Genomic DNA, 22,718 nt, shown 5'->3' with positions numbered 1-22,718 from the left:
TTGCGCTCAAGAAGGTGGGGTTTGGGGGCCGGCTTTGTTGGTCTTGCGGACTCTCCGGGGTGTCGTCGGCTTCACGGCAGCGGCATCCCGGCAAAACAAAGGCAACTCCCGCGGATCCCCCGCCCCATCGGTGCGACCCTCCACAAAACTGCGATAGCGTTCGATCAATGCGGGCCGGGGGGTTGTTCTCAGGTGCCGGCGGGGCATCATGCTGAAATATCCTGATGGCTTTTGGGTGTGGCCATGTCTTATGCAAAGAGTGCTTTTCTTGAAAGGAGCGATTGGGCATGACGAACCGTTATTTTTATCTGTTCCTGCTGCTGTCTTGTCTGCCCGGTGTGGCGTCTGGTGCGAGTGATGAGTTGTTGGCCCGTTTGAAGAATGACAAGAAATGTCCCAAATGCGATCTGCAATACACCGACTGGCAAGGGGCCGATCTGGCCGGGGCGGAGGTGAGTGGCGCCTTTTTTTACAAGTGCAAAATGAATGGGGTGAAACTTTCCGGGGGGAAACTGGTGTGGTCCAATCTGGAATTGGCCGAGTTGGCCGAGGCGGATTTGAGCAAGGCGGATTTGACCGGGGCCGATATGCGTCAGACCGATCTGTCCCACGCCAATTTGAGCCAAGCCTATCTCTACGGGGCCAATCTGGCCGGCAGCAAAGCCGTGGGGGCGGACTTTTCCCAGGCGTTTCTCAAGGGGGTCAATCTGACTGCGGCGGATTTGCGTGACAGCAATCTCAAGGGAGCCAACCTGGAGCGGGCGGTCTTGACCCATGCCTTGCTGGGTGGCGCCATCTGGACCGATGGCCGTACCTGTGCCGCCGGGTCCAAGGGAAGCTGTCAATGAGGTTCTGGATGGTGTTTTGTATGGTGATGGTCAACGGGTTGCCGTTCTCCGCTTTGGCCGGGGAAGGTTCGGCCCAGGTGGTGGAGGGGCTACTCAAGAGTGGGCGTTGTGTGCGATGTGATCTGACCGGGGCGGATTTGCATGGCGCCTCCTTGAAATCCGCCATGTTGCAGGGCAGCACCCTGGACAACGCCAATCTGCGTGGAGCCGACCTGAGCGCGGCGCGACTTTTCAAGGCCCGCATGCGCAAAGCCGATGCCACGGGCGCCCATTTGCAACAAGCCCAGGTGCGTGCGGGGGATTTATCGGGTATTCTGTTGAAAGGCGCGGATCTGCGGGGGGCAGATTTGGTCCAGGTCAACCTGGAAGGGGCGGACCTGCGGGGGGCGGATTTGCGCAAGGCCACCCTGGAGGGGGCGTTTCTGAAAAATGCCCAACTGGCGGGGGCGGACCTGCGGGATACGGTCTTGTTCGGGGCCAGCCTGGAGGGGGTCGATTGGAGTCAGGCCCAATTATCCGGCGCCTACTGGTACTCCGGCAGACGATGCCGGGAGGGGTCCGTGGGACGCTGTGATCAGGGGCAATAGGGTCAAGAATGGCATTTTCTCGGGAGATGAAGGGATGACTCGTCAGGATCAGCGGCATGTTGGTCTGTGGCTTTTTGTCTGTTGCGCATTGGTATACGCCATGCTGGCGCTGGGGGGCATCACCCGGCTGACCGGTTCCGGCCTTTCCATGGTGGAGTGGCAACCGTTGATCGGTGTGCTGCCCCCCTCGGACCAGACCGCTTGGCAGGAGTTGTTCGCCAAATACCAGAGCACCCCGGAGTTCCGCCATGTCAATTACGATATGGATCTGGAAGGGTTCAAGGGAATTTTCTGGCTGGAATATTTTCATCGTCTGCTGGGTCGCCTGACCGGCGTGGTCTTTTTTGTGCCCTTCGCGTGGTTTTTGTGGCGACGCAAGGTGGACCGACCGGTGACGATCCGGCTGGGAATGATCTTTTTGTTGGGTGGCATGCAGGGGGTGATGGGCTGGCTGATGGTCAAGAGCGGCTTGATTTCCGATCCCCATGTCAGCCCCTACCGGTTGACCGCCCATCTGGCGTTGGCATTTCTGGTCTACGGCTGGATGTTGTGGACCGCCATGGAACTGTTCATCGGCGCGGAAGGTCGTCCCCGGGGAACGCCTCCCGATGTTCTCAAGCGTTTTTCTCTGGGCATTGTCACCCTGGTCTCCGTAACCGTGGTGAGTGGTGGTTTCGTGGCGGGAGCCAAGGCCGGATACGGCTATAACACCTTCCCCCTCATGCACGGCCAGTGGATTCCGGACGCCTATTGGGAGATGCAACCGGCGTGGCACAATTTCTTTGAAAACGTGGCCACTATCCAGTGGAATCATCGTCTGTTGGCCACCATCAGCTTTTTTTCGGTTGTCGCCTACTGGTTTTTGGGGCAGCGCATGACTCCCCCCTCCCGGATACGGGTCGGATTGCATCTTTTGTTGCTGGCTGTAAGCATTCAGGTATTGTTGGGGATTGCGACCTTGTTGTTGCATGTCCCCATCAATCTGGCCTGGGCCCATCAGGTGTGGTCCATGGCCCTGTTCACGGTGGCCATGTTCATCCATTTTCACATGCAAACAGGCGTATCGAGGGCGGCATGGAACTGATCCCGGTCTTACCCCATCTGCAAGCGGCGTTGAATCTCGCCTCCGCGTTGTTGCTGTTTTCCGGTTTGCAGGCGGTCCGTCGCCGTGATCTGGAAACCCATCGGAAAAGAATGGCCACCGCCGTGGCGGTTTCGGCGGTTTTTCTGGTGTCGTACCTGATCTATCATGGAGCGGTGGGCAACGTGAAATTCGCTGGATCGGGCTGGATCCGTCCGGTTTATTTCACCATCCTGATTGCCCATGTGGCCCTGGCGGCGGTCTCCTTGCCGATGATTTTCTTTACCCTGCGGCGGGCACCCTGGCAACTGTTGGATACCACCTGCGAACCCCATCGGCGGATCGCCCGCAAAACTTTTCCGGTCTGGATGTTTGTCTCCATCTCCGGTCTGGTGGTCTACGCCTTGGCGTTTCATCTCTATCCGCCCACGCCGTAACGCTTTCTTTGGGGCAGGAGGAGGATTGTTCCCCGCCTCCTGCCCCGCCTGCCACTCTTCTTTAATTCTAAAGGCTGAGACTTTCCGAGCTTATGCGGCGAAGTTCTGGGCCACGAATTCCCAGTTGACCAGATTCCAGAACGCCTCGACATACTTGGGACGGGCGTTGCGGAAATCCACATAATAGGCGTGTTCCCACACATCGCAGGTCAGCAGAGCGGTTTTGCCTTCGGTCATGGGGGTGCCGGCGTTGCTGGTGCTCACCAGATCCAGGGAGCCGTCTCCATTCTTGACCAGCCAAGCCCATCCGGAACCGAAGGTGCCGATCGCCGTGGCGGTGAACTTCTCCTTGAAAGCCTCGAAGGAGCCAAATTTGGCGTTGATGGCATCGGCCAGGGCGCCGGTCGGAGCGCCACCGCCGTTCGGCGAGAGGCAATTCCAGTAAAAGGTGTGGTTCCAGACCTGGGCGGCGTTGTTGAACAGTCCGCCGGATGACCCCTTGATGATCTCTTCCAGGGATTTGCTTTGATTATCCGTGCCTTCGATCAGCTTGTTCAAGTTGGTCACATAGGTTTGGTGATGCTTGCCATGGTGGAAATCCAGAGTCTCGGCGGAGATGTGGGGTTCCAGGGCGTTTTGGGCATAGGGCAAGGGGGGCAGTTGAAAACTCATGGTCACAATCCTTCTGTGTTGATGGGAATGAAGGGGGTATGGCTCAACCCGGTATCAGGGGTATTGATAATTATACCGCAAGATTCATGCGGATGCTATAGGGTAGAAAGTGACTGCGATGAATATTTTTGATCATAATTGCCGTTTATCATGATAATAAATTCCTGCTGAAATGTTGCTGCTTGTTGTTTTTAATCGATTAATGGATGCTTGTGCATGGGAACAAAAACAAACCACTGAAATCCATACAGGAGTGCCCCATGCTGAATCCAGACGATTTGCAAAGCCGCAAATTTGCCAGCGCGATGACCGGTCAGGATTTGCTGACCAGTCGTTCCAGCAGTATCACGGATGGAACCACCCAATACATCTATTTGGGTATGGCTTATCCCGGCAGTGAAGAAAGCGATCCGGTGTGGATGGTCAAACGGATCGCGGTTGATGCGAATGGTGACACGGCGACCCTGTTTGCCGGTGGGCAGGCGCAATTCAATCAGGCGTGGACCGATCGCGCCGCGTTGTCCTACGCGTAAGGGGAGCGGGGATGTATCAATACACGTTGAATCCCATTACCGGACAACTCAATCTGGTCAAGGATGCCCTGGATTTGGGGAACGCCTTTCAGGGGGTCCATGATGCCGGGACGACTTATACCGTCGGTCAGGTGGTATCGGAACAAGGAAGGTTGTTTGTATCTCTTCAGGCCGGCAGTGGTCATGATCCGTTGACCAGTCCGGATCACTGGGATGAGTTGGAGCTTCAGGGTCCACCCGGCATTCCAGGTCCGCAAGGCCCCCAGGGCGATACCGGCGCAACGGGACCGCAGGGAGCCGTCGGTCCGAACGGGGCGCAAGGGGAAAGGGGGATTCAAGGAGCGCCGGGATCCCAAGGACCTCAGGGTCCCCAGGGACTCCCCGGGGATCCCGGTCCGCAAGGGGTGCAGGGTGAACCGGGGATGCAGGGTGTTCCCGGCCCTCAGGGTCCCCAAGGCCCTGCCGGTCCGCAAGGGGTGCAGGGAGTGACCGGTGATACCGGTCCACAGGGACCTCAAGGTCAACAGGGCATTCAAGGCGTTCAGGGTTCACAGGGGCCTCAAGGCGCCACCGGTCCCCAGGGCGCTACCGGTCCCCAAGGGCCACAGGGGGCCACCAATCTGGACGCCCTGACCGATGCGATGGTCTCTTCCACCAGTGTTTATCTGGGTTCGTCCCCGGGAGCCCTGCTTGGCACGCCCACCAAAAACATCAGCATTGGCGTAGGATCGTTTCCGGTGCTGAGGGCGGGGTATAATAACGTCTCCCTGATTCACACCTCCTTGAGCGCTGTGCAGGACGGATACAACAATATCGCCATCGGTGACAACGCCGCCAAAACCATCACGACCGGATCCGCCGTGATCGCCATTGGTCCGGATGCGGCCAGATTTACCCCTGGCGACGCCATCGGCACGGTTGTGGTGGGTGGTCTCGCCGGAGACTATGCCGCCAGCCGCTGTGTGGTGATCGGGTATATCGCCGCCAATGGGGGGGCCATTGGAGCCGGGAGCGTTTTTGTTGGATCCCAGGCCGGATATGTCACCACCCACAACAGTTACAGCATCGGGATTGGATACAACGCGCTGCGAGGCGCGTCGGTCGGATCGGAGAATATCTCCATCGGTTCGGGGGCCAACTACGGAGGATTGACCGGGAGCCACAACATTGCCATCGGCACGGCTGCCGGTCAAACGATGACCGGCGCCAGTTATGACATCATGATCGGTTATGGGGCCAACCCCTCCAGCGCCAGTGCCGGCAATGAACTGAATATCGGCAATACCCTGTATGCCACCGGACTGCTTGGCACCACCTTGCGCAAGATAGGTGTGGGGGTTCAGGCACCCGCCGCCCAACTGGATGTGGATACCGGCGGGGACGTACTCGGAATCCGTGTGGACCGGGCTACGGCCACGGCCACGGACCATCTGGTCCGTTTTGTCTCCAACGTGGGGGGTACCAATACCACGGTCGCCTATATCGAGGCGGATGGGAGTTATGTGGAGGTTTCCGACCGACGATTGAAGACCAATATTGCCGATGCCACCCCGAAACTTGATGCGTTGCTGCAGGTCCGTGTCGTCAATTTCAACTGGACATCCGATCCCGAGGGCAAGAAATCCCTGGGGGTGATCGCTCAGGAGGTTCAGGAGATCTTTCCATCGATCGTGCGGGCCGCTCCGGCCCACTGTGTGATGGTCAAGGATCCGGAGTGGACTCCGGATGCGGCGTTGTGGTCGGCCCGGATGATCGCAAGCGAAGGTGTCGAGCGTCTGGAAACCGAACAGGAAATTTTGGATCGGGTGGAAGCCAGTCGCCCATTGCGTCAGGTCCAGGAGGGGGAAGAACGGTTGGCGGTCAGTTATGAGGCGTTTGTGCCCATGTTGATCAAAGGATTGCAAGAGATGCACGCCAGACACGCAGCCTTGCTGGCCCGGGTGGCGGCCCTGGAAAGCATGGGTTGAGAGGCTTTTGTCCAGGGGAGGAGGTCCGCTCCTCTTCCCCTGGCGTGGTGATCCGGGTGGCAGGGCGCCTGTCCGGTCGATACGCTGGGGTGGTGGATTTCGTCCGGGTGGATAATGTTTTCAATACCGGTCAAATTTTGTTAAGAATGAATCCCTCGGGGGTTGGAACATCGGGATCGAATCATCGGCAAAGAGCGGGGTGTGTCGTCGGGGCATGAAAAACGTTTGGAATGGTTTCAAGATGGCGTTCGCCTTGATCCTGGGTTGGCCGTTTATTGTCGTGCTGTTGCCGATGTGGCTGCTTTACAGTTGGAATGAACGGCGTCTGGGCCATCCGCTTCCCCACGCGCCCTGGTCGGGGGTGCGTCATGCCTTCGGAAGTCGTTCTCCTGGCGAGGTGGAATCGGTCAACCCGTTGTCCCGCATGGAATCGATGCTGGCAACGCGGGATGAAACGTTTCAACCCGCAGCGTCTGTCGGCCATTCCGGGCCGGTTTTTGCTTCGGATGTCAAATCCTCTGCCGACGCCATCCCGTGGCCCGTCACAACCGACCCGATCCCCGGTGGTGTGGCCTTGGTCACCGGCGGGGGAAAGCGATTGGGAGCGGCCTTGTGTCGGGATCTGGCCCGGATCGGTTTCAAGGTCGGGGTGGTGTATCATCGGGATCCGGACGCGGCGCGACAGATCGTGGAGGAGATCCTGGGGCAAGGTGGTGTGGCCCGATCGTTTCCTCTGAACCTGAATGATCCGGGAAGCGTGGATGTTTTGCTGGATGAGGCGAGTCAGGCCATGGGCGGGGTTCCGGGTCTGCTGGTAAACAACGCCGGTCGGTTTCATCCCACCCGGATCGATGGGGGCTCGTGGGAGGAGATGGATGAACTGTTCCGGGTGAATCTTCAGGGTCCGCTGTGGCTGGCGCTGCGTGCGGGAGCGCGCATGGCCGCTCACGGGGGAGGGCAGATTGTCAATATCTGCGATATCTGGGGGGAGCGTCCTTTGGCCGGGCATGCGGCCTATGGCGCTTCCAAGGCGGGCATGATCATGGCCACTCAGGTCTTGGCCCGTGATCTGGCCCCGCGGGTACGGGTGAACGCCATCGCGCCAGGGGCGATTCTGCCTCCGGAAGCACTTTCCGGCCCCGAGGCCGAAGCCTATCAAAGGCTGCTGACCAGGACCCCTTTGGCCGCTCAGGCCGGACCCGAAGCGGTCACGGGGGCCTTGCGTTATCTGTTGACCGCTCCTTATGTCACCGGGGAGATTCTGCGGGTGGATGGTGGGCGGCGGTTGGTGTGAGCGTCGTGGAGGCGGAGAAACGTGGAGCGTGTGGTATCGAAGGGGTTCCTGTTTTTTGGACAGGAACCCCTTTTTGATGGATCAGGGGTGGAAGGCCAGCAAAGAGTCTTGAATGCGGGCATAGAGTTCCCGGGTCCAGGGGATGTCCGCCAACGGTCTGATCTCCTTGTCGCGGCGCAGATCGTAAGGAGAGACGATCACCTGCACATTGTCCAATCCGGCCCAGGCCGTCAGCACGAACAACTCCTCGATGGCCTGATCACCCAGAGCGATGCAACCGATGGAGTAGTTATCGCCGTGAATGAAGATATCGCCTCCCAGACGATTCCGACGTTCCGGTTCCGCCATGGCGCGGTCGAATTCGTTCGGGTAATCCAGCTTCATGGAGAGATGGTAGGAGCTGTTGGGATTGAGGAAAGTGATGCGATACAGGCCTTCCGGAATCTGTCGATCCCCCTGGCGGCGTTTGGGTCCGAGTTCGCCGCTGAAGGCGGTAAAGGGATAGCTTTTGATGAGTTTCATCGGGCCATCCGCATCCCCACCCCACAGTTCCAGGCGGCGTTCCTGTTTGAAGCCGAGCAGGGCCAGTCGCGCCGAGGGGTAGGGGACTCCGGCCAGCTTGAAGTCGCGCATCAGACGGTTGCGCACCAGTTTGTCGTAGTACTGAACAACCTGTTTGACTTCGCCGGGACTTTTCGCCAGGGAGTGTTCCCGGTTCCGGACGGTCACGGTCTCGGACTCGTCATCCAGGGGCAGACTGGTGCGGTTGAGTACCTGCATATCGATCAAATGGGGGTTGGATGGTTTGGCAAACGGGTCCGTGATGCACCCCTGGATGCCCAGAGTGAGCGTCAGCAGGGTCAACAGCGGTGCTGTGCGGGTTCTGGACGCCTGATTGATGCGCATGTTCATCGTACTCCATTCATGAAGGCCAGGATACACCGTCAAGCGAGGCGTTCGTGGCAAGGTGAATGGAGCCGTTAAAGCAAGAATAATGCCGTATGGTAATAATGATCCGAATCAGTGAGCCAGTGGTTTCCAACCCGTATGGTCGAAGTGGCGGCCATACAAATCCAGGGCGTGGACGATCATCGCGGCACCGGAGGCCTGACCCCTGTGGGCTTCCATGGCCTCGGCGCCCTGGATCACCTCGGTGAGCACCTTGTGCAACTGGGTATCGGCTTCGGGAGCGAGTTTGCAGTTTTTGGTGATGAAATGGACGTGTTGATGCATTTTTTTGGCGAGAACGCCGTATTGGCGGGTGGAGAGGGAGCCGGAGCGGATACGGGGCAGCGCTTCTCTGATGTCGCGTTGGATGGATTCCATGGCTTTGCGCAATGGGGCGTCGGTGGGCCAGGGTTTTCCGTTGTTCAGGGTGAGTCCGGATTCACTGCGGGGGGTGCCATTGGCTTCATGGTGTTCGACTGCTGACCAGCCCAGTCGTGGGCCCGAGGCCAGAAGCGACAGGACCAGGAGGAGGCGCGGGAGCAGTGGGAATCGAGACATGATGGCGACTTGACCTCGTTGATTCAGGGGCCTCGGCCTTGCAGACCGATCCGATGGCCCGGATTGGGAATAACCTGAAGATTCACGCTGCAAAGTGTGCAACCGTTGATCATGAATTGTAATGGCATGCCTGGCCGATTTTTGTCAAGGGATTTGCCGAATGGCCCGGGGATGGTTATCATGGAACCGGGTCAATATTTTCCTACCAAAAACCAGGAGACAACGGTATGAAGACATGGAAAAACGGGCTGATGGCGGGTTTGTTCGGGATGCTGGTCGCGGGAGCGGGTATGGCCTGGGCGGGTTCACCCGAGCCTGACATCACCGGTGAAGGAACGTTGAACAGCATCGATCCGGGAAAACGAATCGTAAATATCCAGCATGGCCCCATTGCGGTCCTGAAGTGGCCTGCCATGACCATGGATTTTGCCGTGGCCCCCGGTGTGGATCTCAAGACCCTGAAGTCCGGCAAAAAGGTGCGTTTCATTTTGAAGAAGGATGTCCAGGCCGGCTATCAGATCACCGGGATCACCCCGACTCCTTAGCGCGCAGCCTTCGGACCTTCCGCCCGGACCGCGCATGGGATCCATGGAGCCGGGTGGAAGTCTCGTTCACGGGCCGTGAATGGAGAGGGGAGCGGTTTATTTTTTTGATTGTTCCATCGACTCAAAAATGGGGAGCGGAAAATGACGCACAGGAAATCTTGGAGTCTGGCCATGGCTGTGGGGGTTGTGCTGGGTGGCATGGTGGGGGCGGATTCCGGTCAGGCCGCGGAACAGGTCTCATCGATTGCCAGGGGCGGAAGGCTTTATGACAAATGGTTCGAGGTGACGGATTCCGCCGAACCGGCGACAACTCATCCCTCCTATCCCCCAGGCGGGGGGTATGCAGACAAGGCCAAGGATACCTGGCGATGCAAGGAGTGTCATGGATGGGATTATCTGGGTAAACAGGGAGCCTATGCCAAAGGCAAACACGCAACCGGCATTGTGGGAATGGGCCGATTCAAACAGGGGGAGGCCGCCAAGGTTGTCACCATGCTCAAGGATGACAAACACCGTTATGGCGACAAGCTGGCGGAACAGGATCTGAATGATCTGGCCCTTTTTGTCACCCAGGGACAGGTGGACATGGATCGCTGGATCGACAGCAATACCAAAGAGATTAAAGGGGACCGTCAGCGGGGTGAAGCGGTGTTCAATACCATTTGCGCCCATTGCCACGGCAAGGATGGTCGCAGCATGCAGAAAATGCCACCGGTGGGCAAAGTGGCCGCGGATAATCCTTGGGAGACCCTGCACAAAATACTCAACGGAGAACCGGGTTCCAAGATGCCGGCCTTGCGGGCGTTGGATGCGCAGATTGCCGTGGATGTTTTGAGTTACGCCGTCACGCTTCCGCAAGAAAAATCGGGGCAGTGATACAGCAGGGGATGGCTCTGGATGGTGGGGTAAGCCTGGGAGCGGGGCGACAAGAGCCAAGAGGGGTTCCGGGATTTCATCGGCATCAGGGTCGCCAGTGGTGTGGCCGGCCATGGGTGCCGGTGGAATCCGGGCCAGTCCGATCCCGTGTGCGCGGTGGTTTTTTGATCCTGGATCGTTTTAAAATTCCGAAGCGCTTTTTGGTCTCCAGACCCGGGCCATCTCCTGGGCGCGGGCGATTTCATCCGGTTTCATGATATTGGCCAACTGGTCCCGCTCTCTGAGGGCGTTTTCGTCGCCCTGGGCGGCGGCCAGATTGAGCCACATGTGGGCCTGAACGCTCTCCTGACCCACCCCCTGACCATTGCGAAAGAGCATGCCCAGATTGTATTGGGCCTGGGCGAATCCCTGGTCCGCCGCCTCCCGGAACCAGTGTTCCGCCTGCCTGTAGTCCTGAAGCACCCCCTGGCCTTTTTTGTAGAGCAGTCCCAGATTGTTTTTGGCCACCGGACTGCCGGCTTCCGCCGCCTTGAGATACCAGCGCATCGCCTCTTCCACCGATCGCGGCACCCCTTGCCCCAGTTCGTACATCAGACCCAGATTGCTTTGGGCCTCGGCGTCCCCCTGATCGGCAGCCTTGCGGTACCAGTAGGCCGCCTCCTGGAAATCCTGGGGCACCCCCTGGCCTTTTTTGTAGAGTACCGCCAGGGCGTGTTGTGATTTGACCAGTCCCTGTTGCGCCGCCTTGCGCAGCCACGGCTCGGCCCGACGCAGCTCCTGGGGGCTGCCATCGGCTTGCTGATACATCAGGCCCAGATTCTGCTGGGCGATGAGGTTGCCCTGGTCCGCGGCCTTGCGAAACCATTTTTCCGCCTCGGACAGATTGCGGGTCACCCCCTGGCCTTCGTAATACATCAATCCCAGATTGTTTTGCGCTTCCGCATCCCCGTGTTCGGCGGCTTGCAGGTATTGCTGACGCAACGTTGCGTAGGAATCCGGCTCGGCGACGGCCAAAGCCGGGGAGAGCAGGGCCAGCGCCAGGGTGAGCATGCAGGGTCGCAACGGAATGAAGGGTGTGTTCATGGGGGAGGCGTTGGAATCTCAAGGGTCATGCGGTCGGCGGCGAGTTCCAGAGGGCCGGAATAGTGCCTGCGGCACTGGTCGAAAAACTGGGAGTCCGGTCCATCGATGGGATAAAAATGGGTCAGGAGCAAACGCCGCACCCGGGCCTGAGCCGCCATTTGACCACACAGTCCGGCGGACAGATGCCCTTCCACTTTGGCTTCGTCCAGGGTGGAACACTCCAGGATGGCCAGATCCGCGTCGGCGAGGAAGTCCACCAGTCCCGGATCATGATCCGTATCCCCGGAAAAGACCACGCTTCCTCCCTGATGCTCGAAACGATAGGCGCGGCTGGCGAAACGGCTGGAGTGGGGGGTGGCATGGGTGCGGATTGTCAGGCCATCCAACTCCCAGACGCCCAGAGCTTCCCGCACCTCAAACCGGAACGTGGTGGGAGGAGCGGCCACCGGGGCGATGATCTGGTCGAAAAAGGCGGGAAATCCCGGGGGACCGTACAGGGTGAAAGGCCGGGTGCGGTCTATGCCCGGCAGGCGCAAGGCGTGGACCAGCGGGGTCAGGTCGCCGATGTGATCGGCATGTACATGGGTGATGAAGGCCCCGTCTAGATCCTGAAAGCTCAAGCCTACCCGTTCCAGTTGCAACAAGGTGCCGCTGCCGCAGTCGATGAGATAGCGCCGTTGCGCTACTTCCAGGCAATAGCCCGGAGAGTGCCTCCGAAGCGAGGGAACACCGGTGCCACTGCCCAGAATGGTGATTTTCATGGCGAGGCGTCAGTCCCTCAACAGATGTGACCATATGGGGTATGGATCATGGCCCGCACCACGGCGCACCATCCTTTGCCGATGTTGGTGGGGTTGTAGCCCCCTCCCCCCAGGGCGAGGAAACGGCCATGACCGAAATCCTCGGCCAGCCGGATCAGACGGGTGGTCACCTGTCCGTGGAGCATCGGCGAAAGACGCAGTTGCGCCAGGGGATCCCCGGCGATGGAGTCGGCCCCGCATTGGAGAATCACGAACTCCGGTCTGCTCTCTTCCAGAAAACGGACTCCCTGGGACCAACGTTGCATGAAATGGACATCTCCGGCTCCGGGGGGCATGGGGATGTTGAGTTTGGTATTTTCTGCCTCTCCGGTGCCGGTTTCGGTCGCATCCCCGGTGCCGGGGTAGAGATAACGTCCATCCTGATGAAAATCGAGAAAGCGTAATTCCGGATCCGACTCGAACGCATAAAAAACGCCGTCCCCGTGGTGGGCGTCGATGTCCACATAGGCGATGCGCCGGATGCCGAACTCCTGCCGCAAGGAGTGGATCACCACGCCGATGTCGTTGAAGACACAAAAACCTCCCGCCCTTTCGGGACGGGCGTGATGGAGTCCGGCAATGGGAACAAAGGCCCGTCCGCAGGCTCCGGCCATGATCTGACGCATGGCGTCGAGGGCCGAGCCGACCACATGGGAGGCGGCCTCGTATACCCCATGAAAAGCCGGAGTGTCGCCGTAATCCAGATATCCGGTTCCGGTCACGGACTGTTCCTGCACCTGTCGGACATATTCCGGGGTGTGGAAGCGGGTGAGTTCTTCCACCGTGGCCTGACTGGGCATGGCTTGTTCCACCTGTTCGGAGAGTCCCTGGAGCTGGGCTTCGTCCCAGAAGGCCTGCATCCGGTAGGGGCCGAAGGGGTGTTCGTCCGGAAAACCGTAACGGGCGATCTCGGGACCGAGGGTGACGCGGACGATCTGCCGGGGGGCGATGTCGGACATGACGGACAATCCTCAGATGGAGGGGTGAGAAAGGGTCCTTATCGGGTGATCACGACCTTTTGGTACAATCCGCCGAAAAAGGTCTCCTTGTGCAGTTTGGCCGGTTGGAAACCTTCGGGCAGCCAGGCGGAAATCTCTTTTTTCCAGGTATCCATGGCGAATGGCTCCAGGGTCGCGAGTACCGGAATCATTAGATAGCGCAAGGGATTGGTCCACGACGGGCGATGGTAATCGACAAAGATCAACCGACCTCCGGGACGAAGCACCCGCAACGCTTCGGCGATGGTCTGTTCCCGCACGCCCGCGGGCTGTTCATGAAGCAGGAAAAAGACCAATACCTGATCGAAAGCGCCATCCTGGAAGGTCAGACGGGTGGAGTCTTGGTGATGGAGACACACATTGTCCCGTCGGCCCAGTTTGCGTTGCAGATTGTTCAACTGCACCGGGGCCACGTCCACCACATGGAGGTTGGCGCCGGGAGCGAGCCGGTCGGCGATCTTCGGGGTGAGGTTGCCGTAAACGCAGGCCACCTGAAGGGTCTGGCCGGTGATGGGCATGCCCATTTCCGCCAGAGCCGCATCCCGCAGTCGGGCAAAGTTACCCCACAAAATGGCATTGACCAGCCATTGGCGTTCAAAGAAACGCACGCCGAAAGGATGAATATAGGCCCACCAGTAGGTCTGCTGAAGATAGTCCGGGAGTGCCAGATCAGGGGAGATCCTCAGCGGTGTGGATTGGCATTGGGTGGGGGTCTCCCTCAGGGGGATGGGGGCGCATGATGCCGCCATGGCCGAGGATTTTTTCATGGGTGTTCCGTTTGGTTAATGGATGGCTGTGAAGAGGCCTGTGCGCAGTGAGTTATACAGGAGTCGAAAGTTTTGTCAATGAAATGCTCCAGAAGCGTTATTTTGTGCGCTGCAACTAACAAAAACCAATAAAAACCGGGGTGGATATTGTCGCACTGCACCATTACGCTTTCGCAACCGGTTTTCTCTGGCAACCGAAGGGTGCGTTGCCGGAGAAAACCGGTTCCAGATGGATACCGTGGATCGTATCTCTTGTGCCAGGTTCGGTCATACAGTCGATTGACCCGGGTTTCAGATGTCCAATATCTGGGACTGGGGGTTGTACATGGGGTGTTTTTCGATGGGAACCGGGATGTGACTGTTCAAACGGGTGTCGGTAAAGATCGGAATGATGATCTTGTTGATGAAGTTCTGGTCATAAGCGGCCACGCAGGTTTCGGCCCCCTTGTTGAAAAGCGGAGTGCGCAACACCCGTTTGTGAATCTCCTCAAGCGTCATCTCCCAGACGTTTCCATAAGAAATCGGCATGAAGAAACAGGGAATGACATCCCCGTAGGCGGTGATGCCCAGATAAGCCCGTCCGGCGGGACAACCGTAACCGAAATAATTATTGGTCAAATGGGTGCTGATGGTGGTATTGCCCTCCACCAGTTTGTCCAGCTTCTCCTGGAATTCGGCATTCAGGGTGTGATCCAAATAGTTTTCAAAGGCCGCTCCGGTGGGAACCACCGGGTTGAACGAAATGTTGACCTTCAATTCATTGGCCAGATCGATGAATTTTTTGATCTCTCCGGAATCGAAATGTTTCTGGTTGACCACCACCTTCAATCCCATGCTGATGCCCATGGCCTTGCCGCGTCGGATGCCGCTCAGGGCTTTTTCCAGATAGCCATCGACATGCGTGATCGTGTCGTTGATTTGGCTGTCGGTGGAAGAGATGGAAACCATGATCTTGCTGACATGGCTGTTTTTTAATTTCCGGAGATTTTCGTCGGTCAACAGTTGTCCATTGGTATTGACCCGTCCCATCATGCCATTTTGATAGGTGTAGTCCAAATAGTGGAACAGGTTGGGATCCAGGAGCGGTTCACCCCCCAAAAAACTGACCGCCGGAATATCCATGGCCGCCGCTTCCCGAATCAACCCTTCGATGCGGGCGCGACTCAACAACTGTTTGCGTGGCCTTCTATCATAGAATTCGTTGGAACAGAAATCACATTTGGCGTTGCAGGCATGGGTGCTCATAATTTCGATGTATTGAATTTTGTGCTGATGTCGCACGCGCACATCAAAAAATCCTTTAAGAATTCTGAAGATCAAGGTGGGTTTGCTGTTGCGCAATCCGGAAAGCAGAAAATTGTTGGCGGTACTCCACATCATTGAGAAACTGCTGCGTTTTTTGGTCATGAATATCTTCCTTGAGGAAGTGAAGATTGTAATGTCGCCTGGATGGTCCCGGTGTGAATCCATTTTATCGGAAATATCATGTCTTTTCCGAACCAGAAGTCAACCCGGAATCGTCCCGGTCACGGGATGGGGGTGGTTTTGGGTCGCAGGCGGTACAGGGCGAAACGGTAATCTTTTTCCAGGTATTCGGCGATCAATTCCGTTTGGAATTGCTGGTGGGCTTGGTCGCAAAAGCTGTTCTGGAGCTTGTCCGGCACGTTGCACCAGAAATTGTGGTGCAGAAAGATCCCCCCCCGGTAGCGGGGAAACAGCACCCGGTTGACGTAATCGGGATCGGATTGGGCCAAGGAGAGCTGGGCCGCGTGATGTCCCCACAATTGAAACAGATTGGGATTGTGGGTCAGGACCAGGGAGTCGGGGGGCAGTCGGGTGGCCATGAGGCGGGCGTCGTGGAGGTCGGCGCGGGCGGCCCAGGCTTCGTCGGTGGTGGCCCGCACCAGGGGTAAAAAAGGCCAATGGGCGCACCACAGCAGTGCGACCACCAGAGCGGTGGCGATGGTGGGATTTGGGGTCGCGTGCCGGAGTACTCCCTTCCAGAGGGTTTCCGCCCCCAAACCCGCCAGGATGGACAGGGGCATGGCCGACAGCAGCGCGTAGCGGATGTCGGCTCCATAGTGGTAGCTGCCGGCGTAGAAAAATAGAAACACACCCCAAAAAAGCAGAAACCACAGCCCGATCATCCCCTGTTCCCGGAGTCGGGGGCCGGGCCGGAGGAGTCCGACTGCGGCCAGCAGGGTGAACAGCAGGGGAAAAGCCTGATTGTTCAGATAGTGCCAGCCGTTGACGGCGAGGTTGTCCGGGAGATACTCCAGGCTGAAAGGCTGACCGGAACTGCCCCAGGGGTGGTTGTGGAACAGGGCCATGTGCAGCCACAGGGGCAGGGTCAGAAACAAGAAAAGCACCAGATGGGCCAACAGTCGTCTGGGGTGTGTCAGGGCCGCGGGAAGGGCAATGAGTGCCACCAGGGGTATGAGCAGCAGGGATTCGGGGCGGAAATGCAGAGCAAAGGCGGTCAGGCCGGTGAGCAGGGTCAAGGCCGGAGTGGTCCGGGTGCGGCGAAAGTGAAACGCCGCCAGCATCGCCAGGGCCACAGTCAGGGCGGCGGCGGGTTCGGCGGCGGTGGTGTTGAACCAGTGGAGATTTTGTGGATTCAAGATCACCACCCAGGCGGCGAACACTCCGGCCTGCCATCCCCCCCCCACGGGAAACACAAGCAGCAAAGCGACCACCGCCGCGCAACCGAGCAGCAGATTGTTGAGATGAAAGGCCGCCTGTTCCGAGGTGCCGAAGAGTCGGAATATCAAACTGGTCAGGAAGGGATAACCATTGGGCTGTTTGTTGTACTCCCCCCGATCGCACACCATCCGGCCATGGGACTCCCCCCCGGAGTGGCAGGTCTGGGCGCGGTTGAGATGGGCGAGATTCTGTCCGATGCTCAGATAGATGGTTTCGTCGTAGAAGATGCGATGGGTTTGCGGGGCGAGCAGGGCGGTGAAGAGGGTGCCGCCGATCAGCAGCGCCGGCAGAATCCAGAGGCGGCGACCCGGCATCAGACGGCGCAGCAGCCCCAGGATGGTTTCGGATTCCAGGATACCGGTCAACAGGATCAAGGTGGCGTTCACCCCCAGAAAATCACCGCTCCAACGGGTCAGCCACTCCCGCCATTCGGACGGGGTCAGGGCGCGGGCGTCAAACACCAGGGCCACCAGACCCGCCACGCCCAAGGCCAGCAACAGATCAACCATCCGGAGTCGTCGCATCGGGATCACGGGCGCACCATACACAAAATATTTTACAGAAGGTTGCAGGGCATAATGGTCGAGTCTGGAACAATCTTGACCGGTCCGTGGATTCAATCCGCATGCCATTCGCATGCCGTGATTGAACCGTGAGCTTCCAGCATACGGATCTTCCGGGATTCAAATCAACCCGGGAGAGCGCGCGGAGGGCACAAAGAGGCATACCCGTGGCGCGGCTATCGAACTGGGGGTATTTTTAAGTTTCCTGAAGATCCGATCCGTGATCTTCGCCATGGGGCGCTTTGCTACCCATCCCGTTTGGGCGTATGATGGACAATCGACCCTTTCGGCTCCTCTCTTGAATGCTCATGTCTGCCACGGTTCCAGATTCCCCTTCGGATGATTCCGCCGCACCACCTGTTCCGCCTCCGTCCCGGAGGTGGGGAGTCGGGGGTGTGGTGCGGCGTCTGTGGCAGGGATGTGTGTTTGTATTGCTGATGGTGGTGGTGATCCTGGTCGGGGCGGGGGTGGTGGTGACTGTGTATCCGCCGGATCTGGCCCCCCATGTGGGAGAATTGACCCGTTTTCTGTCGGAGCGAACCGGTCTCAATGTGCGACTGGCGGGCATCGAACTGGAAACCGGTCTCTCCCTGGCGGTGGTGGGCACCGGAGTGGAAATCGGTGATCCGGAGTCGGAAAAGCCTCTGCTGACCGCTACCCGCGTCTTGTTGCGGGTGTCGCCGCTGTTGCTGGCGCGAGGCGGATTGCCCATGTCCATCACGTTGGATCAGGCCCGGGCCACGGTGCGTCGGGATGCGGCGGGGGGTATGTATCTCGGGGGGCGGCGCATCGATGGCTCCGCTGCTGCCGGGGTTTCCGGGCCGGGAGGGGTGGTACTGCTCAACGCCCTCACCGTAAGCCGGGGGGAATTGACCTGGGAGGACGAGCAGATCACCGACCACGGCCAGCCCACCCGGATTGTCGTGACCGGAATCCAGGCCAGTGGTTTTCTGGAACATTCGGGTGCGGCCCGTTTCACCGCCGAGGCGGTGTTGCCGACGGCTGGCCCCCAGACCCGCATCACCCTCGCGGGAGCGCGGGACGCCAAACAGCAATGGTCCATGAAGACGCATGTGGAACAAGGACTGGTCGCGCCGTTTCTGCCTTATTTGGCCCACGCCCAACCCCTCGACGGGCTGACCACGCCGGTGGATTGGTCCGCGGAGCTGACCGGAAGCGGTCTGGAGAAGCTTCAGGGGCAATGGAAGCTCCAATTGGGGGCGGGTCAACTGGGATGGCCCGCGTTGTTCCGCTGGCCGTTGCCCATCTCCCGTCTGGGAGCCGAAGGACGGCTGGAGCGTAGCGCCAAAGGCTGGGATTTGGATGTGCGGCAGTTCGAGCTGCACTCCTCCCATGGACAGGCCCAGGGCAAGGTGTTGATCACCGGCATGGCCGGTCCCGGATCCCCTTTCATGGATCTGACCGCCACCGCCTCCGGCACCCCCTCGGACAAGGCCAAATTCTACTATCCCACCCGCATCATGTTTCCCCCTTTGGTGCAGTGGCTGGACAATGGCCTGAAGGATGGTCACGTCAAGCAGGCCTCGGTCCACATCCGGGGCCATTTTGCCGACATGCCAGCGGGTCCCGCCGGTCCGGCGGAGGATGTTTTCCACATCGAAGGGGATGTGGTCGGGTTGTCGCTGCACTATTTTCCCCCGTTGCTGCCGCTCACCAACGTGACCACCCATGTGGTGTTCGACCGCTATTCCATGACCGCCCAGGTCTCCGAGGGCACTTATGGCGCCACCCGCCAGGTGAAGGGAACCGCCCGGATCGCCGACATGGTGCATCATCCGGTGGTGGAGATCAGCGCGGAGTCCCCCCAGGTGGACATGCCTTCGGTCTGGAAGGAGATCGTCAGCCATCCCCGTTTGCGTTGGGACCAGGCGATCGGCATGGCCGGGGCCGAGGTGCGAGGACAGGGAATCGCCAGTCTGAAGATCAATCTGCCCTTGAAGGAACTGGCCACCTTGACCTATTCCGGACGCCTGGAAATGAAACAGGCCGGCTTCCACCCGGATTTCCTGGAGTATCCGCTGGAGGAAATCGGGGGGGTGTTGAATCTGGATCAGGACAAGCTGGATATCCAGGTGAACCGGGGCCGGTTGGGCTCATGGCCGGTGGTGGGGGAGGTGACGGCGCGTCAGTACCGTACCCCGGGCAAGGCGTTATTTCAGGCCAGGATGGATACCCGGGTGGAACCGGCCCAGTTGGCCGAATGGGCCGCGCCTCTGTTGGGGGAGGAGGGGTGGATCCAGGGTCAGACTCCGGTGCGACTGGAGTTTTCCCGTCAGCCGGGAGAAGAGGGATTCGGGGTCAAGGGCCGAGGGGAATTGCAGGCGGTGGCCGCCCGGGGGCGCATGGGTTGGAACAAACCTTCGGAGGAGGCCGGGCAGATGGTCGGCTCGGGCAGGCTGGCTCCGGATGGTCGGCTGTCGATGACTGAGCTGCTGGTGGAGGCGGGCAATCTGCGCGCGGCGGGTCAGGGGGATTGGAATCTGGTCCGGAATCAGGGCAGTATCACCCTGAAAACCCTCAAGCTGGATCGCAGCACGGGAAAAATGGTCATCTCCCGGGGTAAGGCCAAGGGTGTGGGGGCCTGGACCATCGACGCCGACTGGAAACGATTGGATCTGGGGGGCTTGTGGCGCACGGTTCCGGCGGGTCCGGCCCGGGTGGCGGACTCCGGGGAGGTGGCCACCTCCACCCCGGAACGCAGTTGGCCCAGGGTGGGTTTGCGGCTGCGGGCCGATCGGCTGATGCTGGCCCAGGGGGAGCAGGCGGAAGAACTCGACACCAACCTGGAAATGGAACTGCGCTCCGTGAGCATCGACGCCTTGCGCATGAAACAAGGATCCAGCGCAATCCAGGCCAATGGATCGTTTTTGTGGTCGCGGCGCATCGGATCCGGGGGCTACGGGGGACGGTTGCGGGTGACCAGTCAGGATTTCGGACGCCTGTTGCGTTCCCTGGATCTGCACGAGGGGTTGGAGGCGGGATCCGGAGAGATGGATGTCTCTTTGGATGGCTTTCAGGCGCCGGATCAACGTTGGATCGACACCTTGTCGGGTACGGCCCGTTTTGATTTCCGGGAAGGAAAAATCCGGAGATTGGGATTTCTGTCCACGCTGTTGGGGTTGTTTTCGTTGAAGGATCTGCCGGATCTGGTGGTGGGGACGCGACCGGATCTGGATGTCACCGGATTGCATTACAAGGCGTTTCAGGGGGCGTTCGCCATTCACGACAGCGTTTGGACCATCGATCGCATGAAACTGCTCAGTCCGTCGATGAATCTGGTGGTGACCGGCAAGGTGGATTTTCCCCAGGATCGGGTGGATCTGCTGGTGGGAATGCGTCCCTTGCAGGCGCTGGACGATCTGGTGAACGGTGTGCCCCTGCTGGGGAAATGGGTCACCGGCGACCGCCGCAGCGTGGTGGAGACCCTGTTCGATGTGACCGGTTCCACCCATGCGCCGCAGGCGACCCTGCGACCGGTTTCGAGTCTGGCTCCGGGTCTGTTGCGGGATTTGTTGCATGTGCCCCTCGACTGGTTGCGTCGCACCTCGGAAAAGAGTGAATCCGGAGACAAAGAGGATCCAATCAACAAAAATCCATGATCATTTATTAAAATTGCGCCTGTTTTGTCCGTTTTTCCGTTGAATGGGGGCTTGGAGACGGATTCGGGATTGCGTAAGCGAGTTGTTTTGGATATTTTTTGATATTTGGCGACCAAATCGCGAGCCGTCGGAATCAAGGTCAAAAGCGCATGTTTGACGAAGCCAGCCAGCAAGCCCTCATGCAGGAGTTTTTCTCCGAGAACCGGGAAGCATTGGACCGGATCGAGCGCGGATTGTTGCAACTGGAGAGCACCCCGAACAACCGGGAGCTGCTCAATTCCATTTTTCGGGACATGCACACGGTCAAGGGCAACTGCCGCATGATGGGATTCGAGCGGCTGGAGGAGTTGACCCATGCCGCCGAATCCCTGTTGGACTTGATGCGGGATGACAAACTGGTGATCGATATCCTGATCGGCAACCAGTTGTTGAGTGTGCTGGACACGGTGCGGCGCACGTTGCAGACCATCGAGCAGACCGGATCCGAAGGGGAGGTGGATTTTTCCCCGTTGATTTTTCAGTTGGGTCGGATTCAGGGGCAGAGCGGCGCGGACAAGACTTCGGCAAACGCCGGGAATGGTGAATCCCATGCCGATCCGGGGGCGGAGCGGTCTTCCCTCAAAAGCGACGGAGAGAGCGGAGCGGGGCGGATCGACTCGATCCGTCTTTCCATTGAGCGTCTGGATGCCTTGATGAATCAGGTCGGAGAGTTGGGGGCGGTTTTCAATCAACTGAAATATGCCATCAGCCGCAATCCGTCCCAGATGGATCAATCCCTGGAAAGTCTGGGACAACAGATTCAACAGTTGCAAGGCGAGGTGTTGCAGTACCGTCTGCAACCCATCGGACGCATTCTGGATACCTACCATCGTCTGGTGCGGGATCTGGCGGTGGAGACCCAAAAAAAGGTGGTGCTGGATCTGGTGGGCGAAGAGACCGAGGTGGATCGGAATGTGCTGATTTCCATCAAGGAGGTGCTGGGACACCTGATTCGCAACGCCGTGGACCACGGCCTGGAGTCTCCGGAAGAACGGATTGCCCGGGGCAAGTCGCCGGTGGGTCGGGTCCGTTTGACCGCCGAGCAGAAGCAGGGTCAGATTTATCTGGAAATCGCCGACGATGGACGCGGCATCGATGTGGACCGGGTACGGGCCAAGGCCATCGACCGGGGGTTGATCACCCCGGAGCAGGCCGGGGAGATGCGGGAAGCCGATGTGATGAAACTCATCATGGCGCCGGGTTTTTCCACGGTCGAGCAGGTCAGCAAGATCTCCGGGCGGGGAACCGGCATGGATGTGGTGCAGGCCGCCATCGACAAGCTGGGAGGCTCGGTGACCATATCCAGTCGATTCGGCGGCGGTTCGAGTTTCCGGTTGCGCATTCCCCAGACCATGGCCATCGTTCCGGTGCTGCTGGTCACGGCCTGCGGCGAAACCTATGCCATCCCCCAAGTGAGCATTGTCGAGCTGGTCTCTTATCACGGCCCGGAAGTGGCCCGGAACGTTGAAGGCAAAATGCAATCCCCCATGGTGCGGGTGCGGGATCGGCTGTTTCCCCTGGTGGCATTGCGGCAGGTGGTCACCGCGCCGGAAGAGGCGGCTGCCGTGACCCGCAGCGTGGAGCGGATTCAGGCCGAATCCGCCCTGCATGTGGTGGTGGTGCAGTCCGAAGAGCGGGCTTTCGCCCTGGATGTGGATGGCATCAAGGAGCCGGCCAGTCTGGTGATCAAGCCGGTCAACCGCATTTTCGCCGATATTCCTATTTTGGCCGGAACCGCCGTGATGCCGGATGGTTCGGTGTCGTTTCTTTTGAACGTGCCGGAATTGATCAGGTTGTAG

Annotated in this window: 21 protein-coding genes; 11 read left to right on the top strand and 10 right to left on the bottom strand. The window is 59.2% G+C overall.

Annotated features, from left to right (window positions below):
- Positions 1 to 6: 6 nt before the first annotated feature.
- Positions 7 to 210, bottom strand: coding sequence for a hypothetical protein (locus HQL98_10615; protein ID MBF0272504.1), 204 nt, complete (start codon positions 208 to 210; stop codon positions 7 to 9).
- A 77-nt stretch (positions 211 to 287) separates the two neighbouring features.
- On the opposite strand from HQL98_10615, the gene HQL98_10610 reads away from it, so the two are divergent.
- From HQL98_10610 to HQL98_10595, 4 genes are read left to right on the top strand one after another with little or no spacing between them, the layout of a single operon-like run.
- Entirely contained in the window at positions 288 to 848 is a 561-nt protein-coding gene (locus tag HQL98_10610) for a pentapeptide repeat-containing protein (protein ID MBF0272503.1), read from the top strand.
- Positions 845 to 1,435 carry a pentapeptide repeat-containing protein gene (locus tag HQL98_10605; GenBank protein ID MBF0272502.1) on the top strand — a complete coding sequence of 197 codons (591 nt, stop codon included), beginning with the start codon at positions 845 to 847 and terminating at the stop codon, positions 1,433 to 1,435. Before HQL98_10610 ends, HQL98_10605 begins: the two co-directional genes overlap by 4 nt.
- 34 nt (positions 1,436 to 1,469) lie before the next feature.
- Positions 1,470 to 2,519: a COX15/CtaA family protein gene (locus HQL98_10600; GenBank protein MBF0272501.1), complete on the top strand. Its 1,050-nt coding sequence runs from the start codon at positions 1,470 to 1,472 to the stop codon at positions 2,517 to 2,519.
- Entirely contained in the window at positions 2,510 to 2,953 is a 444-nt protein-coding gene (locus HQL98_10595; GenBank protein MBF0272500.1) for a DUF420 domain-containing protein, read from the top strand. The genes HQL98_10600 and HQL98_10595 overlap by 10 nt, the downstream gene beginning before the upstream one ends.
- 90 nt (positions 2,954 to 3,043) lie before the next feature.
- Here HQL98_10595 and HQL98_10590 read toward each other — a convergent pair whose 3' ends face one another.
- Entirely contained in the window at positions 3,044 to 3,625 is a 582-nt protein-coding gene (locus HQL98_10590; GenBank protein ID MBF0272499.1) for a superoxide dismutase [Fe], read from the bottom strand.
- 260 nt (positions 3,626 to 3,885) lie between these two features.
- Here HQL98_10590 and HQL98_10585 point away from each other — a divergent pair, with 260 nt between their 5' ends.
- From HQL98_10585 to HQL98_10575, 3 genes are all read left to right on the top strand, one after another.
- Positions 3,886 to 4,158: a hypothetical protein gene (locus tag HQL98_10585; GenBank protein MBF0272498.1), complete on the top strand. Its 273-nt coding sequence runs from the start codon at positions 3,886 to 3,888 to the stop codon at positions 4,156 to 4,158.
- An 11-nt stretch (positions 4,159 to 4,169) separates the two neighbouring features.
- Positions 4,170 to 6,125: a tail fiber domain-containing protein gene (locus tag HQL98_10580; protein ID MBF0272497.1), complete on the top strand. Its 1,956-nt coding sequence runs from the start codon at positions 4,170 to 4,172 to the stop codon at positions 6,123 to 6,125.
- Between the two features lie 214 nt (positions 6,126 to 6,339).
- Complete coding sequence (locus HQL98_10575; protein ID MBF0272496.1) at positions 6,340 to 7,419, top strand: SDR family NAD(P)-dependent oxidoreductase; 1,080 nt, start codon at positions 6,340 to 6,342, stop codon at positions 7,417 to 7,419.
- Positions 7,420 to 7,500: 81 nt separating this feature from the next.
- On the opposite strand, the gene HQL98_10570 is transcribed toward HQL98_10575, so the two are convergent.
- Together HQL98_10570 and HQL98_10565 are read right to left on the bottom strand one after the other, a co-directional pair.
- Complete coding sequence (locus HQL98_10570) at positions 7,501 to 8,331, bottom strand: L,D-transpeptidase family protein (protein ID MBF0272495.1); 831 nt, start codon at positions 8,329 to 8,331, stop codon at positions 7,501 to 7,503.
- Positions 8,332 to 8,439: 108 nt separating this feature from the next.
- Entirely contained in the window at positions 8,440 to 8,925 is a 486-nt protein-coding gene (locus HQL98_10565) for a hypothetical protein (protein MBF0272494.1), read from the bottom strand.
- A gap of 227 nt (positions 8,926 to 9,152) precedes the next feature.
- Here HQL98_10565 and HQL98_10560 point away from each other — a divergent pair, with 227 nt between their 5' ends.
- Both HQL98_10560 and HQL98_10555 read left to right on the top strand, forming a co-directional pair.
- The gene (locus HQL98_10560; protein MBF0272493.1) at positions 9,153 to 9,470 is read left to right on the top strand and encodes a copper-binding protein; all 318 of its coding nucleotides are present in this window, start codon (positions 9,153 to 9,155) and stop codon (positions 9,468 to 9,470) included.
- 141 nt (positions 9,471 to 9,611) lie between these two features.
- The gene (locus HQL98_10555) at positions 9,612 to 10,346 is read left to right on the top strand and encodes a c-type cytochrome (GenBank protein ID MBF0272492.1); all 735 of its coding nucleotides are present in this window, start codon (positions 9,612 to 9,614) and stop codon (positions 10,344 to 10,346) included.
- A gap of 180 nt (positions 10,347 to 10,526) precedes the next feature.
- Here HQL98_10555 and HQL98_10550 read toward each other — a convergent pair whose 3' ends face one another.
- The 6 genes from HQL98_10550 to HQL98_10525 all read right to left on the bottom strand — a co-directional run bounded on the left by HQL98_10550 (position 10,527) and on the right by HQL98_10525 (position 17,206).
- Positions 10,527 to 11,429, bottom strand: coding sequence for a sel1 repeat family protein (locus tag HQL98_10550; GenBank protein ID MBF0272491.1), 903 nt, complete (start codon positions 11,427 to 11,429; stop codon positions 10,527 to 10,529).
- Positions 11,426 to 12,190 (bottom strand): ribonuclease Z, encoded by a 765-nt coding sequence (locus HQL98_10545; protein MBF0272490.1) that lies wholly within the window; start codon positions 12,188 to 12,190, stop codon positions 11,426 to 11,428. The genes HQL98_10550 and HQL98_10545 overlap by 4 nt, the downstream gene beginning before the upstream one ends.
- Positions 12,191 to 12,207: 17 nt before the next feature.
- The gene (locus tag HQL98_10540) at positions 12,208 to 13,188 is read right to left on the bottom strand and encodes an acetoin utilization protein AcuC (protein ID MBF0272489.1); all 981 of its coding nucleotides are present in this window, start codon (positions 13,186 to 13,188) and stop codon (positions 12,208 to 12,210) included.
- A gap of 38 nt (positions 13,189 to 13,226) precedes the next feature.
- The gene (locus HQL98_10535) at positions 13,227 to 13,976 is read right to left on the bottom strand and encodes a class I SAM-dependent methyltransferase (GenBank protein ID MBF0272488.1); all 750 of its coding nucleotides are present in this window, start codon (positions 13,974 to 13,976) and stop codon (positions 13,227 to 13,229) included.
- 309 nt (positions 13,977 to 14,285) lie between these two features.
- Positions 14,286 to 15,401 carry a radical SAM protein gene (locus HQL98_10530; protein MBF0272487.1) on the bottom strand — a complete coding sequence of 372 codons (1,116 nt, stop codon included), beginning with the start codon at positions 15,399 to 15,401 and terminating at the stop codon, positions 14,286 to 14,288.
- Between the two features lie 119 nt (positions 15,402 to 15,520).
- On the bottom strand, positions 15,521 to 17,206 hold the full coding sequence (locus HQL98_10525) for a hypothetical protein (GenBank protein MBF0272486.1): 1,686 nt from the start codon (positions 17,204 to 17,206) through the stop codon (positions 15,521 to 15,523).
- Positions 17,207 to 17,655: 449 nt separating this feature from the next.
- Here HQL98_10525 and HQL98_10520 point away from each other — a divergent pair, with 449 nt between their 5' ends.
- Positions 17,656 to 20,880 carry an AsmA-like C-terminal domain-containing protein gene (locus HQL98_10520; GenBank protein ID MBF0272485.1) on the top strand — a complete coding sequence of 1,075 codons (3,225 nt, stop codon included), beginning with the start codon at positions 17,656 to 17,658 and terminating at the stop codon, positions 20,878 to 20,880.
- Positions 20,881 to 21,029: 149 nt separating this feature from the next.
- On the top strand, positions 21,030 to 22,718 hold the full coding sequence (locus tag HQL98_10515; protein MBF0272484.1) for a chemotaxis protein CheA: 1,689 nt from the start codon (positions 21,030 to 21,032) through the stop codon (positions 22,716 to 22,718).

The sequence above is a fragment of the Magnetococcales bacterium genome, from assembly GCA_015231755.1.
Taxonomy (GTDB): Bacteria; Pseudomonadota; Magnetococcia; order Magnetococcales; family Magnetaquicoccaceae; genus Magnetaquiglobus.
Note: the sequence above shows the minus strand (reverse complement) of the source record. Positions and strands in the feature narration are given on the sequence as shown.

Bases quoted from the DNA above. Each gene is read 5' to 3' on its own strand.
- HQL98_10615 (MBF0272504.1), bottom strand. From the start codon at position 210: ATGATGCCCCGCCGGCACCTGAGAACAACCCCCCGGCCCGCATTGATC.
- HQL98_10610 (MBF0272503.1), top strand. From the start codon at position 288: ATGACGAACCGTTATTTTTATCTGTTCCTGCTGCTGTCTTGTCTGCCC.
- HQL98_10605 (MBF0272502.1), top strand. From the start codon at position 845: ATGAGGTTCTGGATGGTGTTTTGTATGGTGATGGTCAACGGGTTGCCG.
- HQL98_10600 (MBF0272501.1), top strand. From the start codon at position 1,470: ATGACTCGTCAGGATCAGCGGCATGTTGGTCTGTGGCTTTTTGTCTGT.
- HQL98_10595 (MBF0272500.1), top strand. From the start codon at position 2,510: ATGGAACTGATCCCGGTCTTACCCCATCTGCAAGCGGCGTTGAATCTC.
- HQL98_10590 (MBF0272499.1), bottom strand. From the start codon at position 3,625: ATGAGTTTTCAACTGCCCCCCTTGCCCTATGCCCAAAACGCCCTGGAA.
- HQL98_10585 (MBF0272498.1), top strand. From the start codon at position 3,886: ATGCTGAATCCAGACGATTTGCAAAGCCGCAAATTTGCCAGCGCGATG.
- HQL98_10580 (MBF0272497.1), top strand. From the start codon at position 4,170: ATGTATCAATACACGTTGAATCCCATTACCGGACAACTCAATCTGGTC.
- HQL98_10575 (MBF0272496.1), top strand. From the start codon at position 6,340: ATGAAAAACGTTTGGAATGGTTTCAAGATGGCGTTCGCCTTGATCCTG.
- HQL98_10570 (MBF0272495.1), bottom strand. From the start codon at position 8,331: ATGAACATGCGCATCAATCAGGCGTCCAGAACCCGCACAGCACCGCTG.
- HQL98_10565 (MBF0272494.1), bottom strand. From the start codon at position 8,925: ATGTCTCGATTCCCACTGCTCCCGCGCCTCCTCCTGGTCCTGTCGCTT.
- HQL98_10560 (MBF0272493.1), top strand. From the start codon at position 9,153: ATGAAGACATGGAAAAACGGGCTGATGGCGGGTTTGTTCGGGATGCTG.
- HQL98_10555 (MBF0272492.1), top strand. From the start codon at position 9,612: ATGACGCACAGGAAATCTTGGAGTCTGGCCATGGCTGTGGGGGTTGTG.
- HQL98_10550 (MBF0272491.1), bottom strand. From the start codon at position 11,429: ATGAACACACCCTTCATTCCGTTGCGACCCTGCATGCTCACCCTGGCG.
- HQL98_10545 (MBF0272490.1), bottom strand. From the start codon at position 12,190: ATGAAAATCACCATTCTGGGCAGTGGCACCGGTGTTCCCTCGCTTCGG.
- HQL98_10540 (MBF0272489.1), bottom strand. From the start codon at position 13,188: ATGTCCGACATCGCCCCCCGGCAGATCGTCCGCGTCACCCTCGGTCCC.
- HQL98_10535 (MBF0272488.1), bottom strand. From the start codon at position 13,976: ATGGCGGCATCATGCGCCCCCATCCCCCTGAGGGAGACCCCCACCCAA.
- HQL98_10530 (MBF0272487.1), bottom strand. From the start codon at position 15,401: ATGACCAAAAAACGCAGCAGTTTCTCAATGATGTGGAGTACCGCCAAC.
- HQL98_10525 (MBF0272486.1), bottom strand. From the start codon at position 17,206: ATGGTTGATCTGTTGCTGGCCTTGGGCGTGGCGGGTCTGGTGGCCCTG.
- HQL98_10515 (MBF0272484.1), top strand. From the start codon at position 21,030: ATGTTTGACGAAGCCAGCCAGCAAGCCCTCATGCAGGAGTTTTTCTCC.